This is a genomic window from Mesorhizobium sp. SP-1A, from assembly GCF_032460275.1.
Classification (GTDB): Bacteria; Pseudomonadota; Alphaproteobacteria; order Rhizobiales; family Rhizobiaceae; genus Mesorhizobium.
Genome location: NZ_JAVXZD010000001.1, coordinates 1,432,021 through 1,446,694 on the forward strand (window position 1 = coordinate 1,432,021; position 14,674 = coordinate 1,446,694).

At 65.7% G+C, this 14,674-nt stretch carries 10 protein-coding genes; 5 read left to right on the top strand and 5 right to left on the bottom strand.

Translation table 11 applies throughout. From position 1 onward, the window contains the following. Positions 1-95 precede the first annotated feature (95 nt). The gene (locus tag QU595_RS06965) at positions 96-6,743 is read right to left on the bottom strand and encodes a kinesin (RefSeq protein ID WP_315920096.1); all 6,648 of its coding nucleotides are present in this window, start codon (positions 6,741-6,743) and stop codon (positions 96-98) included. 273 nt (positions 6,744-7,016) lie between these two features. Here QU595_RS06965 and QU595_RS06970 point away from each other — a divergent pair, with 273 nt between their 5' ends. Continuing rightward, positions 7,017-7,385, top strand: coding sequence for an Hpt domain-containing protein (locus tag QU595_RS06970; RefSeq protein ID WP_315920098.1), 369 nt, complete (start codon positions 7,017-7,019; stop codon positions 7,383-7,385). Between the two features lie 191 nt (positions 7,386-7,576). Further along, positions 7,577-7,897, top strand: a complete 321-nt coding sequence (locus QU595_RS06975; RefSeq protein ID WP_315920100.1) for a 2Fe-2S iron-sulfur cluster-binding protein — start codon at positions 7,577-7,579, stop codon at positions 7,895-7,897. A gap of 45 nt (positions 7,898-7,942) precedes the next feature. Here QU595_RS06975 and QU595_RS06980 read toward each other — a convergent pair whose 3' ends face one another. Continuing rightward, entirely contained in the window at positions 7,943-9,427 is a 1,485-nt protein-coding gene (locus tag QU595_RS06980; protein WP_315920101.1) for an MDR family MFS transporter, read from the bottom strand. A 244-nt stretch (positions 9,428-9,671) separates the two neighbouring features. After that, entirely contained in the window at positions 9,672-10,289 is a 618-nt protein-coding gene (locus QU595_RS06985; protein WP_315920102.1) for a DUF922 domain-containing Zn-dependent protease, read from the bottom strand. 96 nt (positions 10,290-10,385) lie between these two features. Here QU595_RS06985 and folP point away from each other — a divergent pair, with 96 nt between their 5' ends. Genes folP through folK form a run of 3 tightly spaced genes read left to right on the top strand, consistent with a single transcriptional unit; the run spans position 10,386 to position 12,140 of the window. Continuing rightward, positions 10,386-11,240, top strand: coding sequence for a dihydropteroate synthase (folP, locus tag QU595_RS06990; protein WP_315920103.1), 855 nt, complete (start codon positions 10,386-10,388; stop codon positions 11,238-11,240). Beyond that, positions 11,240-11,599: a dihydroneopterin aldolase gene (folB, locus tag QU595_RS06995; protein ID WP_315920104.1), complete on the top strand. Its 360-nt coding sequence runs from the start codon at positions 11,240-11,242 to the stop codon at positions 11,597-11,599. Before folP ends, folB begins: the two co-directional genes overlap by 1 nt. Further along, positions 11,583-12,140 (top strand): 2-amino-4-hydroxy-6-hydroxymethyldihydropteridine diphosphokinase, encoded by a 558-nt coding sequence (folK, locus tag QU595_RS07000; protein WP_315920106.1) that lies wholly within the window; start codon positions 11,583-11,585, stop codon positions 12,138-12,140. Before folB ends, folK begins: the two co-directional genes overlap by 17 nt. Positions 12,141-12,180: 40 nt before the next feature. Here the strand turns inward: folK and QU595_RS07005 are convergent, their stop codons facing one another. Together QU595_RS07005 and QU595_RS07010 are read right to left on the bottom strand one after the other, a co-directional pair. Next, a complete protein-coding gene (locus tag QU595_RS07005; protein WP_315920107.1) occupies positions 12,181-12,729 on the bottom strand; it encodes a DUF924 family protein in 549 nt (182 codons plus the stop codon). Further along, positions 12,726-14,570 carry a monovalent cation:proton antiporter-2 (CPA2) family protein gene (locus QU595_RS07010; RefSeq protein ID WP_315920109.1) on the bottom strand — a complete coding sequence of 615 codons (1,845 nt, stop codon included), beginning with the start codon at positions 14,568-14,570 and terminating at the stop codon, positions 12,726-12,728. Before QU595_RS07010 ends, QU595_RS07005 begins: the two co-directional genes overlap by 4 nt. Positions 14,571-14,674: the final 104 nt, after the last annotated feature.

Sequence of the window (14,674 nt, forward strand, 5' to 3'; positions counted from 1 at the left end):
CTCCCGCGCCCCGCTCCATCGCGGAAGGAACACCGCATAGGCCATGAAAAAGGCGGGAGAAATTCTCCCGCCTTTTTGTTTCTCTGCGAAATGCCCTACCGCAGGCGCCCGCTGGCATGCGCCAGCATGGTGTAGACCTTGCCGGTGTCGGACGACAGATAGGTCTGCGTCATGATGTTGTCGCGGTCGTTGCGCGACACATCCTTCAACAGCTTCTCGAAGTCGTCGCAATAGCGGTCCACGGCGGCGCGGAATTCCGCCTCGGCCTGATATTTGCGGCGGATTTCGTCGAATGTCTGCTGGCCCTTCAGCGTGTAGAGCCGGCGCGTGAACACGTCACGCTCGCCACGCCGATAGCGGTTCCACAGCTCGATGGACGCCTCGTGGTCTATCGCGCGGGCGATATCGACCGACAGCGAGTTCAGCGATTCCACGACGTGCAGCGGCGAACGCTGCACCGGCGTCGGCTTCGGCGCGTCGCTGGACGCAGGCCGTGCGGCCTCGTCGCGCGACGCACCGCTCAACAGGTCGCGTACCCATGCACCCTGCTGCGGACGCTGGCCGGCCTCGCGCGGCCGCAACGGAGCCTCGGTCGCGGTGTCGAGCGAACCGCGCAGGTTCATCTCCGGTGAAGCCGGAGCCGGGCTCTGCGGCGCGCGTTGCGGCTGGGACACCGGCGCGGGTTCCTGCGCGCGCGGAGCTGGCTGCGGAGCAGGGCGCAGGTTGCGGGGCTCCGAAACATCCACCGCGCGGCCCGACTTGGCGACGATGGCCGACAGCTCCTTGAGCGCGTTGATCTGCTCGGAGACCGCGCGACGGATCGCGGTGGTCGATTCTTTCGCCTCTTCCGGCATTTCCACCACGCCCTTCTTCAGCTCGGCGCGGGTGATGTCCAGTTCGCTCTTGATGGAACTTGCTGTACGCCGCATCTCGTCCGTCGCGTCGGCGAAGCGCTTGGTGGCGGAATCGATGGCCTCCGCGATCGAACTGCGGATCTTTTCGGCCGACTCGATCGTCTTGCCTTCCGCATTCTGGAGCGTCTTGCCGACGAGGCCCTCGAAGGAACGCATGACCTTCTCCAGCTCTTCCGACTTCTTCACCAGGCCGACGGCCAGATCGTCCAGCGAGGACTGCCGCTCCAGCGTATGCTCGAGGTTGCTCTGGGCGGAGGACAGCAGTTCCGAGGCGCTGGCCAGCAGCCTGCTGTGCTTGTCGAAGCGGGTCGCGATCGAGGCCACTTCGCGCAGTGTCGCCGAAGAGAGTTCGGTGAGGCGGGAGGTGTTGGAATCGACCAGCCTTGCCGAGCTCGCAAAGGTCTGCGCGGCCTTCTCGGTCGTGGCGGCGAAGCTCTGCGTGCTGCCGGTGAGCTGCCCTTCGACCTGGCTGAGGTTGGTGGCCGCCTTCTCGATCAGCTCGTTGAGCTGAACGCTGGAGCTGGACATACGGCCGATGAGGTCGGTGACGCTCTGCGCCAGGGTGGAGCGGGCTCCATCCACGGCGGACAGGGTTTCTGCGGTGCGGCTGGCGAGCGCATCGACCAGGTTCGCATTCTCCTGGCGCAGCTTCTCGGTGGCGCGGTTCGTCGCCTCTTCCATGCTGCGCTGCAGCTCCGCCCCGCCGTCGGCGAAGCGGTCGACCAGCGGCCGCGCGGTTTCATCGAGAATCTTCGACAGTTCCGCCGAACGCGCCGCCAGCATGGAGTTGAGTTCGCGCGTGTTGGCGCCGATGCTCTTGGCCGCCTCGTTGGTGCTCTGGCCGACATGCTGGCCCACTGCGGCGAAGGTTTCCGCAATGGTATTGGCGCGCGAGGTCAGCTGGTTCTCGGCCTGCGCGATGTGCTCGCCGAGTTTCTGCGTCATCGCCTCGGCGGACTGGGCGAAACGGCTTTCCGCGCCGGAGACGTGCTCTTCGACGCGTGCGGCCGCCGCAGCGGCGCTGGAAGCCAGCCGCTCGTCGGCGCCGGTCAGCGTCTGCTCGATGTCGCGGGCGTGGGTGGCGAGCTGTTCGCCCGTCATGCGCACGCGTTCGGCCACGCGCTGCTCGGTGTCGGCGAAAGCGCCGACGATACGGTCGGTGTGGCCGTCGAGCGCCGCAGCGCTTTCGGCGATGCGCGAAACCAGGCGCCCATCGGCGTCGTCGAACACGCGGCTGATCTCCGAGGCGCGCGTGGTGAGGCTTTCCGCACCTTCGGCGATGCGCGCGGCAAGATGCTGTTCGGCCTGGTCGAAGATGCGGCCGAGATCGCTCGCCCGGGCCGCCAGCGCCTCGGCCGATTCGCCGATGCGGGCGCCGAGCTTCTGGTCGGCGTCCTCGAAGTTGCGCAGGATGTCGCCGGCGCGCTCGGCCAGTGACCGGGCGGTTTCGGTCGCGCGGGCCACCAGTTGCTGGTCGGCCTCGTCGAAGGTCGATGCGATCTCCCTGGCGCGGCCGGACAGCTTCTCGGCGCTCTCCTCGGCGCGGGCAAGCAGGAGGTTGGAGTTGTCCTCAGCGCGGGCGGCAAGCCGGCCGTCGGCTTCCTCGAAGGCGCGCGCGATATCTTCGGCGCGCGCCAGAAGCGCTGCGGAGGTCTGTTCGGCACGCTCGGCGATCTTCCGGTCGGCGTCGCTGAAGGCCGCGCCCGCCTGCTCGTGCAGGGCGGCGGTGACTTCCATCACCTTGTCGCGCAGCTGTCCGGCCACGAAGACGGCGCTGCGCTCCAGGGCGCCGCGGATATTGTCGACACCGGCCGAGAGCGCGCGTTCCATGGTGCCGGCGCGCTCCTCGATGATCCCGGTCTGACGGCCGAACGCGTCCTCGATACGGCCGATGTCGGACGTGATCGCGTCCGAGATGCGCGAGCTGCTGGCCGCGATCTGCTCGATGTGGCCGCTCACGGCCGTGTCGATGTCGCGGCGCGCCTCGGTGAGGCGGCCGAGATCGTCCTGCAGCGCCTGCGTCAGCATGTTGCGGCCTTCGGCAAGCTTGCCGACGTGGTCGGCGATCACCGTGTCGATGCCGCCGCGGCTTTCCGCGATCTTCGCCAGGTCCGCTTCAAGGGCCCGCCTGAGGATATCGCGGCCCTCGGCCAGCTTCTCGACCTGACCGGCGACCAGCCCGTCGATACCCGCCCGGCTTTCGGCGAGCTTGGCGATGTCTTCCTCGAGCGCCTTGGACAGGCTTGACCGTTCGGCAGCCAGCTTTTCGCCATGCCCGCTGACGAGCTCATTGACGCTGCGAAGGTCTTCGTCCAGCGCGCGCGAGAACTGCGCACGATCCTCCACCAGCCGGCGCGACTGCTCGGACACCGTGTTCTGGATGGTGTTGAGGTCGTTTTCCAGGGCACGCTTGAGGATGTCGCGGCCCTCGGCCAGCTTCTCGACCTGGCCGGCAACCAGCCCGTCGATGCTCTGGCGGCTTTCGGCGAGCTTGGCGAGATCGTCTTCCAGCGCCTTGGACAGCGTGGCGCGGTCATCCGTCAGCCGGTCCATATGGCTCCGGACGACCGTGTTGACGTTGTCGAGATCGCTACGCAGCGACTGGGAGAATTTCTCCTGTTGCTCGGTCAGCCTGCTCGACTGGTCCTGAACCGCCTCCGAAATGACGTTGAGGTCGTTCTCCAGTGCGCGCTTGAGGACGTCGCGGCCTTCGGCGAGCTTCTCGACCTGGCCGGCAACCAGCCCGTCGATGCTCTGGCGGCTCTCTGCGAGCTTTGCGAGATCGTCTTCCAGGGCGCGCTTGAGGATGTCGCGGCCTTCGGCCAGTTTCTCGACCTGGCCGGCAACCAGCCCGTCGATGCTGGAACGGCTCTCGGCCAGCTTGGCGAGATCGTCCTGCAGGGCCTGGGAAAGCAGGGAGCGATCGGAAATCAGCTTTTCGCTATGGCCGCTGACCAACTGGCTGACGTTGCGGAAGTCGTCCTCGAGCGCACGGGAGAACTGCTCGCGGTCTTCCGTGAGCTTGCGCGACTGTTCGGAAATCGCGTCCTGAATGGTGTTGAGGTCGTTTTCCAGGGCGCGCTTGAGGATGTCGCGGCCCTCGGCCAGTTTCTCGACCTGGCCGGCGACCAGCCCGTCGATGCTGGACCGGCTCTCTGCCAGCTTGGCGAGATCGTCTTCCAGCGCCCTTGCGAGGGTGGAGCGATCGGCCGACAGCCTCTCCATGTGGCTGTGGACGAGTTCGTTGATGCTCTGGAGATCGCCTTCGAGCACACGCGCGAACTGCGCGCGGTCGTCGATCAGGCGCTGCGACTGCTCGGAAAGCGTATCCTTGATGGTGCCGAGGTCCGATTCCAGGGCGCGCTTGAGGATGTCGCGGCCTTCGGCCAGCTTCTCGACCTGACCGGCGACCAGCCCGTCGATGCTGGAGCGGCTCTCGGCCAGCTTGGCGAGATCGGATTCCAGCGTCTGGGAAAGCAGGCCGCGTTCCTCGGACAACCGGCTCGAATGGTTCTCCACCGCCTGCCGGATGTTGGCCAGATCGGTCTCGAGCGTACGGCCCAGTTCCCCGCGGTCCTCCGACAGCCGGACGGAGTGCTCCTCCATCAGCGCGCGGATGCGGTCGACATCGGCTTCCAGGGCGCGGGCGAGGAGGGCGCGGCCCTCGGCGATCTTCTCGACCTGACCGGCGACCAGCCCGTCGATGCCCGAACGGCTCTCCGCGATCTTGCCGAGGTCGGCATCGAGCGCACGCGACAATATATTGCGACCCTCAGCCAGCTTGCCGACATGGCCGGCGACCATTTCGTCAATCATCGTGCGGGCTTGGACGAGCTTTTCGGAGTCGTGGCTGAGCGCGTCGGCAAGGCGCGCGCGGCCTTCTTCCAGCCGCTCGAGATGGCTGCTGAGCGAGGCGTCGATTGCCGCGCGGGTTTCGTTGACCTTGCGCAGGTCTTCTTCCAGCGCGCGTGCGATGAGGTCGCGGCCTTCCGACAGCTTCTGCACCTGTCCGGAGACGGCGGCATCGATCTCGGAGCGGCCCTCGGCAAAGCGGGCGAGATCCTCGTGCATGGCCGCTGCCATGCGCTCGCGGCTTTCGGCCAGTTCGCGGCTGTGGTTCTGGACGGCTTCCTCGATGCCGAGACGCGCGTCGGAAAGACGCTGGATATCGGCGTCGAACGCACGCGAAGCGGTCTGGCTGGCCGCTTCCATGCGCCCGGCGAAATCGCTCGCATGGGCTTCGAGCATGGCGGAGGTGGAGGTGACCATCTCGGCGACGTCGGCGTTCAGGCGCGAGCGCCCTTCGTCGATCAGGGTCGCGAAGGTGTCCTTGCCCTGGGTGAAGGCGTCGGCGATCTCGCGGGCGCGATCGACCAGCGTCTCGTTGATCTGGCGGGCACGCGCCTCGAGCGCGGCATTGAGCTTCTGGGTGCCGGTGTCCAGCGCCTCGGCGCGCGTCTCGAACTGGCTTATCAGCGCCTGGCCGCGTTCGGCCAGCGTGCGCTCGATGCCGGTCAGGCTCGTCTCGAACTCGGCGCTCAGCGAGCGCGCGGCGCCGCCGAGCAGCGAAACCATGCCTGCCGTGCGGTCGTCCAGCAATTCGGTCAGCGACCGGGTCAGGCCCTCGGTGGAATCGGTCAGCTTGGCGATGCGCGTGTCGAGCAGGCTGGCGAAGGCTTCGCCGGAGGTCGAAAGCCGTTCGGTGATCGAATCGAGACGGCTTTCGACCGAATCGAAGATCGACATCGAGCTTTCGTTGATCCGGTCGATCAGCGTGTCGCCGGAATTGGTGATCGTCATCGACAGCTTGGTGGAGGCGCCGAGGATGTTCTCGCGAATCATGTCGCCGGCCGAGTTGATCTCGTCGCGCAGCGTCTCGTGCGCACCGGCGATGGAAGCGCGCACGCGCTCGGCATGGCCGACCACGGCCTCGCGCTCGTTGCCGAGGCCGTCCACCAGCGTGCGGATACGGGCTTCGTTGTCGGAATAAGAGCGTTCGAGCTGGCTCACCTCGCTATGGACGAGGGTTTCCAGCTCGACGGCGCGCGCCAGCGTGCGCTCGATGCCTTCGCCCATGGCGGCCACTTCGCGGCGCACGGCCTGGCCGATCATCATCACGCGGTCCTGCGCGAGGTTTTCCGGCTCCGCCAGGCGGAAGGCGACCTCGGTCATGGATTGGGCGGCGAGGCGCATGTCCTGCGCGCGGCGGACCATGATCGCGAAGGCCCAGAACAGGATCAGCGGGACGACCGTCGCGACGGCCATGCCGATCAGTTCGGGTCGGCCGAGGAGCTGGTCGATCGAACGGGTGCTCCAGATGCCGGAGCCGAAAATCAGGTTCGCCAGAGCGACGGCGCCGGCGATCCAGGCGATGGAAACGAAGGCCACCACCCAATAGATGGTGTTGGAACCGCGGCGGTTCAGGCCGTGCAGCAGGGTGCGGTAGTCTTTCTGGCGGTCGTCGTTGGCAGGCGAGAAGCCTGCAGGCTGGGCGTTGTTGGCAGGCGAGAAGCCGGCAGGCTGGGCATTGTTGGCGGGCGAGAAGCCGGCGGGCTGGGCGTTGTTGCCGTTGGTCTCGGCAGGGCGAAGTCCGAGCTTGGACTGCGGCGCCGGCTCGGAGGTGGCCTGATTCGAAACAGGTGCGGCGCCTTTTCCGGCCCGCGCCAGTTCGTCCGCAGCCTGCGATATCTGCGCTTCCAGGTCTTCCATGGAAGCGGCGATATCCAGATCGCCTCCCTCGGCCATGCCGAGATCGAGGTCGAGCGCCTCTTCGAGTTCGCGAGCGACTTCGCTGTCCAGCGTCTTGTTTGTAATGGATTTCTTCGCCATGCCTTCGCTACCCTGTACTGGCTGCTGCGGAACCTATTATTTTAGCTTGATGCCCCGCGCCTGAGGCTGAAAATCGGACCCTCGTATCGTAATGACACAGGGGGGTAAAGAAAACATGCATTCGGCGGCATACGTAAAAGTTTAAATATACGGTTAACGGGGCCGTGAGTTTCGCGGGCCCGCTGCAGATTTTTCGCAACCTCACGTTAACTCCCTATCCATCGGATTTCATTAGCTTCACGGCTCGCCAGGCGGCCCGCAGGGAGTTGGCAGATGCATGATGAGGACGATGCGGCGTTTTCCATAAACGGTGCAGAAAAATGTGGATCGGCTTCGCCTCGGCCGCTCGATCTGGAACATCTCGCACGGCAGACCATGGATGACCGGGACCTCGCGCGCGAGGTGCTGGAGCTGTTCGTGCAGCAGGCGATCTCGGTGCGGGACAGCATGGCGGGATGCGATGCCAGGCAGCGCCTCCTGCTGGCGCACAATCTGAAGGGGGCCGCGCGCGGCGTGGGCGCTTTCGCCATCGCGGAATGGGCCGCTCGCGCGGAGGAGAATCCGCACGACGAAGGTCATCTCGATCGGCTTGGTTTGCTGATCGGGCAACTGCGGGACTTCATTGCCACGATCGATCGTTAGCCGCAGGGAATCGTCCGCCGCTGCATGGACGCGGCCTGGAAACCAGGCTGGAGTTGTGGAGCGCATGTCGCCAGCGCGCCTGCTGCTCCGGCGTTTTCTCGAAAACGCCATGCGACGGCGTTTTTGCGCGGCAGTTGACTTGTCCGCGCGAGTGATTATCTCGGTCGGTGATCTCCCCTTCAGGTGACGGAATGACCAAGCTGACCTACATCGCCTTCGACGGCACTCGCTTCGACGTGGACGCCGAGAACGGCTCGACCGTCATGGAGAACGCCATACGCAACGCCGTTCCCGGTATCGAGGCGGAATGCGGCGGCGCCTGCGCCTGCGCGACCTGCCACGTTTATGTGGACGAGGCCTGGACCGAAATCGTCGGCGAGCCGGAGGCGATGGAAGAGGACATGCTCGATTTCGCCTATGAGGTGCAGCCGAATTCGCGCCTGTCGTGCCAGATCAGGGTGCGCGACGAACTCGACGGGCTGGTCGTGCGCGTGCCCGAGCGCCAGGGCTGAGCCTGCGGCGTCTTCGTAGCCTTCTCGGACCCAAAGTCTCTTCGCTCACTCCACCAGCACGGGCGGTTCGGCCTGATGGCTGCCGCGCAACGGCTTTTCCGGCATCAGCCCGAACGTTGCCAGCGCGGCGACCAGCATCGCGACGCAGACCAGGAAAATCATGGCGAAGGGCGCGGCCGAAGTCAGCAGGGTGGTGACCTGCACGCCTTCGCCCATCAGCGGCAGGTGATAGGCCAGCGCCACCGCGCCCAGCAGCGCCACGCCGAGCGCGGCGCCCAGCGAGCGCAGGAAGGTCAGCATTCCGGTCGCGACGCCCAGATGCATGCGGTCCACCGCGTTCTGCACGGATACGGTTGCGACCGGGAACGTGGTGCCGGTTCCGATGCCGATGCAGGTCGTCAGCACTTCCACGACAAGCAGTGAAGCGTTTCCGGCGACATAGGCCATGATCGCGAGTGCGGCGATGGCGAAGGCGACGCCGTAGAGGGCGATCCGCTTGTAGTGCACGACATGCGCCACCATGCGTCCGCTCATCGTCGCGCCGAAGACTGTGCCAAGAAGCAGGCCGAGCATGGCGATGCCCGATTCGGCGGCGCTCAGTCCGATATAGGATTGGAGATAGACCGGCAGGTAGACGGCAAGTCCGATATTGGCGGCCTGCAGCAGGAACATGGAGAGCGTGCCGCAAAGCACGATGCGGTTGCCGAGCACCTCCAGCGAGATCAGCGGCTCGTCGGCACGCATGACGCGCAATGCGAAACCGGCCCAGAACAGCGCCGAAAGCCCGATCAGCCCGAGGATTTCAGGGGAGGTCCAGGCATAGGTGCCGCCGCCCCAGTTGAGCGCCAGCAACAGCAGCGCCGTGGCGATCACCAGCAGCACCGCGCCCCAGCCGTCGATGCGGTGCTTGTGGGCGACGACCGGCAGCTTCCTCAGCGGATTGTTTATGATGGCCATGGCCAGGATGCCCAGCGGCAGGTTGATCCAGAAGATCAGAGACCAGTGCAGGTGCTCCGCGAACGTGCCGCCGAGAAGCGGACCAGCCACGCTGGCGACCGCCCAGGTGCCGGATATCCACGCGGCGTAGCGGGCTCTTTCCCGCGGCGGCACCAGATCGCCGATCACCGTCTGCGACAGCGCGAACAGGCCGCCGCCGCCGAGGCCCTGCACGGCGCGGCCGATGATCAGGACCAGCATGTTCGGCGCCAGCGCGCTGATCAGGGAGCCGGCGAGAAAGATCAGGATTGCGGCATAGATGGTCGGCCGGCGCCCATATACGTCGGAGATCTTGCCGTAGAGCGGGGCCATGGCGGTGGCGGTCAGCAGGTACGCCGTCACGATCCAGGGAAGATATTGGGCGTGTCCGAGCGCCGCCGCTATGGTCGGCATCGCCGGAGCGACGATGGTCTGGTCGAGCGCGGCCAAAAGCATCGACAACAGCACGCCGCCGATGATGGCGTTCTTCTCGCTTTCGCTGATTGCCGGCACGGCCGTGCCATGCGCCGCTTCCTGTGTGACGGGCTTGTCCATTGTCTTTCCGCTTGCCGTATCGCTTCGACCGAAAATGGCGCAAAAGGCGTCCAAAAACAGTCCGATGGATTGGTCTGGCTGTGGGCTCGCGAGATGCGGGCTTCGGGTCCCTTGGCGGGACTGCCGGACTACCAACCGGCCTGCGTTTCCTTGAAACAGCGGCGCGGGAAATAGCAGAGCGGCGCAAGCCTGTCGAGAATGCCACCTGCCGGATGCCGGAAACTTGAATGGTCCAGCGAGGCGCTTATCCCTGCTGCTGCCGGGCGGCCTGCATCCTTTCCAGCCGGTAGTGCATCAGCCGCAGGATGCGGCTTTCGAAATTGACCAGTTCGACACGGTCGAAATCGGCTTGCGCCTTGTCGTGTCTGGCGAGCACCGCGGCGCTGATCTGGCGCGCCTTGGCGGCCGCGGCCTCGCATGTCTTTTGCGGCCATGTCGCCTTCAGCGCGTTCTCCAGCTCCCTGCCGTAGTTCTTGGCGATCTCGACATGGCGCTCCTCGTGCCGCTTGATGTCGGCCGAAAGCGTGTCCCAGAAGAACCGCACGTCCGGCCCGACCTTTCCGCGTGGCCGCCATCTCGGCAGGATCACATGGGTCTTGACGGTGACGTCGGCTGAAACGATGCGGCACGAGTCCGGCTGCTGCGAATAGCCGACGCGGGTGGTGAATTTCATCTGCGTGGCGCCGGGGTGGCGCAAGCCCGTGGTTTTGACCTGCGGTCCGCGCGTGGTCAGTTCGTCCTGGATCTGGTCCAGCGTGCGTCCTCCGGTGTTGAAATAGCTGTAGCTCTTGACCAGCGTCAGCGCTTCGGCCGGGTATGCGACCGTCATCAGAGCAAAAATGCAGAGCAGGGGACGTTTCATTCTGTTGCCTCCGGTTTCACCTTGCGTTAGGGCCCTTGCCGGCGCAACGGAAAATCCGGGCACCATTCGTCCGAATGTGCCAATGGATGGCCGGCAATGATGATGAGACGATGGCAGTTGGCGCATGGCCGCCACATCGACCTGGGCGGAAAGGCCGTGGTGATGGGCATCCTCAACGTCACACCGGACAGTTTCTCCGACGGCGGGCAGTTCGACGCGCCCGACATTGCCATGGAACAGGCCCGCAGGATGATGCGCGAGGGAGCTGCGATTATCGATGTCGGCGGCGAATCGACCCGCCCCGGTGGGGAGCCGGTGAGCGCCGCTCAGGAGCAGGACCGGGTCTTGCCGGTGATCGAAGCCTTGTCCCGCTCGGGCGAGACGCTGATCTCGGTCGATACCTACCGCGAAGAGACCGCCAGGCTGGCTGTTGCCGCGGGCGCCCATATCGTCAACGACGTCTGGGGCCTTCAAAGGGAGCCGGGAATCGCACGCGTCGCGGCGGAAACAGGGGCCGGGCTGGTCATCATGCATACCGGTCGCGGCCGCGAAATCCTGCCTGACGTGATCGAGGACCAGTTCTTCTTCCTCAAAAAATCCGTCGAGATCGCCCGCGCGGCAGGCGTCGCCGACGATCGCATCATGCTCGATCCGGGTTTCGGCTTCGCCAAGGAAACGGCGGAAAAGAATCTCGACCTGATGGCGCGCTTCGAGGAAATGCACGCGCTTGGCTTCCCGCTGGGCGTCGGCACCTCGCGCAAGCGCTTCATCGGCACCGTCACGGGGCGCGAGGCGGCCGACAGGGCAGCCGGCACCGCCGCCACCAGTGTCATACTGAGATTGAAGGGCGCGGACCTTTTTCGCGTCCATGATGTCGCAACCAATGCGGATGCCCTGGCCATCGCCGATGCTATGCTGGCGCGCCAGACCGCCGAGCGGGAATTTCCTTGATGTACAAGATTCGAATGAAGAATTGCGCCTTCTTCGCCCGGCATGGAGTGCTGGACGAGGAGGAAACGCTTGGACAGCGCTTCTACGTGGACGCCGAACTGACGGTCGAGCCGCTGCGCGCGCTGGAGGACGACGCGATCGCCGCCACGGTAGACTACGGCGTGGCGTTCGAGGTCATCGAGAAGATCATCACGGGGGCCCGCCGTTTCCTGATCGAGTCGCTGGCACTGGAGGTCGGCAAGGCGCTGGCGGAGCGGTTCCCACAGATCGTCACGGCCGAGATCACCGTGCGCAAGCCCAATGCACCCGTGCGCGGCGTGCTCGACCATGTCGAGGTGACAGTTGTCTGGCCCCAGTAAGTCACGCACTAGCAGGGTTTTCGTCAGCCTTGGCGGAAATCTCGGCGATCCGGCCGCGTCCATGGCCACTGCCTTGCGCATGCTGGACGACGACGCCGGCACCACGGTCGTGTCCGTGTCGTCGCTCTATCGCACGCCGCCATGGGGCAAGCTCGACCAGCCGGATTTCCTCAACGCCGCTGCCGAACTGAGCACGACGCTGTCGCCGCGCGGCCTGCTCGACCTTTGCCTGGGCATCGAGAAACGGCTGAAGCGTGTCCGCGAGGAGCGCTGGGGACCGAGGCTGATCGATGTCGATATCCTGATGTTTGGCGAGCGCGCCATCCAGGAAGTCGGCTTGGACGTGCCGCATCCGCGCATGCTCGACCGCGCCTTCGTGCTCGCGCCGCTGGCGGAAATCGCGCCGGACCTGATCGTGGTCGGCTACAGCGTTTCGCAGAGGCTGGCGGAGATGGACGTTGCCGGCATCGAGAAGCTGCCCTCAGGACGGGACTGGTGGCACGACGGGCCGACCGGCAATTCCAACTCGCCGGCTGCGTAGGGCGTTTCATAGTTCCGTGTAGCCACGAAACGCTCCGGCCTCAGCCGGCAAATCCGCCGCCATCCAGGAAGGCCTGTTCTTCCGGCGTGGTCTCGCGCCCGAGCGCCCGATTGCGGTGCGGGAAGCGGCCGAAACGCGCGATGATGTCCCGATGCCCGACGGCGTATTCCAGCTCCTCCACGGCATTTGCCTGGTGGAGCTCGACGGACCGCTCCTGATCGGCCAGGTCCTCCGAGTGCTCGAAAGGCAGGTAGAAGAACACCCGGACTTCCGTCTCCACCGCCAGGTCGTGACCGGCCTCGATCGCCTTCACCGCGAAATGCCGTGCCAGCGGGTCTGTCGCGAACATGTGGCCGGTGCCGCGGAAGCAGTTGCGCGGGAACTGGTCGAGGAGGATCATCAGCGCCAGCGTGCTTTCGGGGTGGGCGATCCAGTCATCCAGTTCGCGCCTGGCGGCCCTGTAGTGCAGGTCGAGGAAGCGGCTCCGGAATTCGTCGTCGAAGGCATCGCTCTTGCTGAACCAGGCGTCGCGCCCCGCTTCGCGCCAGAAACCGGTGACGGCGAGGGCTGTTTTGTCGGGTTGCGTCATGAGGCACCTGTCCTGTTCTGCTGGGGTCTGAGCATTCCGGCCGTTTCCTCGCTCAAGGCCCGCCCTGTATGGCGCGGCTGGGCGAGCGGGGCGGGCACCGGCGTGGCGATATTGCCTTTAAGGAAGTTGCGGCCGTCGCGGATGTCGCCGGCAAGCTGGAGATCGAGGCGTGCGGCATCCCGACGCCGGACGTCTTCGATCACTTCAGCTACTTCCTCGGGATCGACGCCGAGCGCTTCCAGCGTGGAGCCGCCGAAGACCAGCGCCGATTCGAAAGTCTCGCGCAACTGGTAGTCCGCGCCGGCATGGATGAGTTGCAGCGCGGTGCCGCGGTCATAGGCGCGGGCGAACAGGATGACGAGCGGAAACTCCGCCTTGACGAGCTCCGCTATGCGCACGGCGGTTTCAGCCTTGTCCACGCAAATCAGCACGGCCCGCGCACGCCCCGCGCCGGCGGCGTGCAGGATGTCCAGCCGCGTGCCGTCGCCATAATAGACCTTGAAACCGAAATCGGCGGCCGCCTGGATCATCTCCACGTCGTTGTCGATGATCGATACGTCCACGCCGCGCAGAAGCAGCGGCTGGCTGACGATCTGGCCGAACCGTCCGAAGCCGATGATGAGCACGGAACCGGTCAGGCCTTCCGCCATGTCCACCTCGGCCAGCGACTGCTCGTCCCTTGGCGTCAGGCGCCGCAATGCGGCCATCGCCAAAGGCGTCAGCACCATGGACAGGATGATGATGGCGGTCAGGATCGAGTTCGCCCGGCCGTCGATGATGCCGACCACGGCGGCGGCGGAATACAGCACGAAGGCGAATTCGCCGCCCTGCGCCATCAGCACGGCGCGCTCCAGCGCCTCCTGGTGGCGGCTCCTGAGCAAGCGGGCGACGACATAGATGCCGCACGCCTTGGTGACCATGTAGACCACGACATAGAGGCCCACGAGCTGCCAGTTCTCCACGACTACCCTGAGGTCGAGCGACATGCCGACGGCCAGGAAGAACAGGCCGAGCAATATGCCGCGGAACGGCTCGATGTCGGCTTCCAGCTGGTGGCGGAAGGTCGATTCGGAAAGCATCACGCCCGCCAGGAACGCGCCCATCGCCATCGACAGGCCGGACAGTTGCATGGCCAGCGCCGAGCCGAGCACCACGAGCAATGCGGCAGCGGTCATGACCTCGCGCGCCCGCGCGTCGGCGAGGATGCGGAAGAAGGGATTGAGCAGGTAGCGGCCGGCAAGGATGAGCCCCGCAATCGCGGCGACCCCGATCCCGACCTCTGCGAAGCGCTGCGAAAGGCTGGTTTCTTCGCCGCCGGGAGCGAGGAACGCGACCAGCGCGAGCAAGGGAACGATCATCAGGTCCTCGAACAGGAGGATCGACACCATGCGCTGGCCCCTGGGCGTCGCGATATCGCCGCGCTCCTCGAGAAGCTGCATCACGATGGCGGTGGACGTCAGCACGAAGCCGGCGCCGCCGACGAAGGATTGCGGCCAGGAGAAGCCGCCCAGCCGTCCGGCCAGCGTCAGCAGCGCGGCGCACAGGCCGACCTGCAGCGTGCCGAGCCCGAATATCTCGCCGCGCATGCTCCATAGCCGCGAGGGCTGCATTTCCAGCCCGATGATGAACAGGAACATGACGACGCCCAGTTCGGCGACGTGCAATATGGCCTGCGGATCGGAAAAGACGCGCAACCCGAACGGCCCGATGACGAGGCCGGCGGCCAGATAGCCGAGGATGGAGCCCAGTCCCGCCCGCTTGAAGATCGGCACCGCGACCACGCCCGCCGCCAGGAGCGCCACTATCTGTGTGAGATCGCTGCCAGCGGCTTCGGCGGCCATGCATTACCTTCCGGGAAGTTCGGATGTTGCGGGTCGTTCCAAGATAGGGCCGGCAGGGGTGGCATAACAACCCGTCTCGCAAGCACGCCGGCCTGTCGCAACGC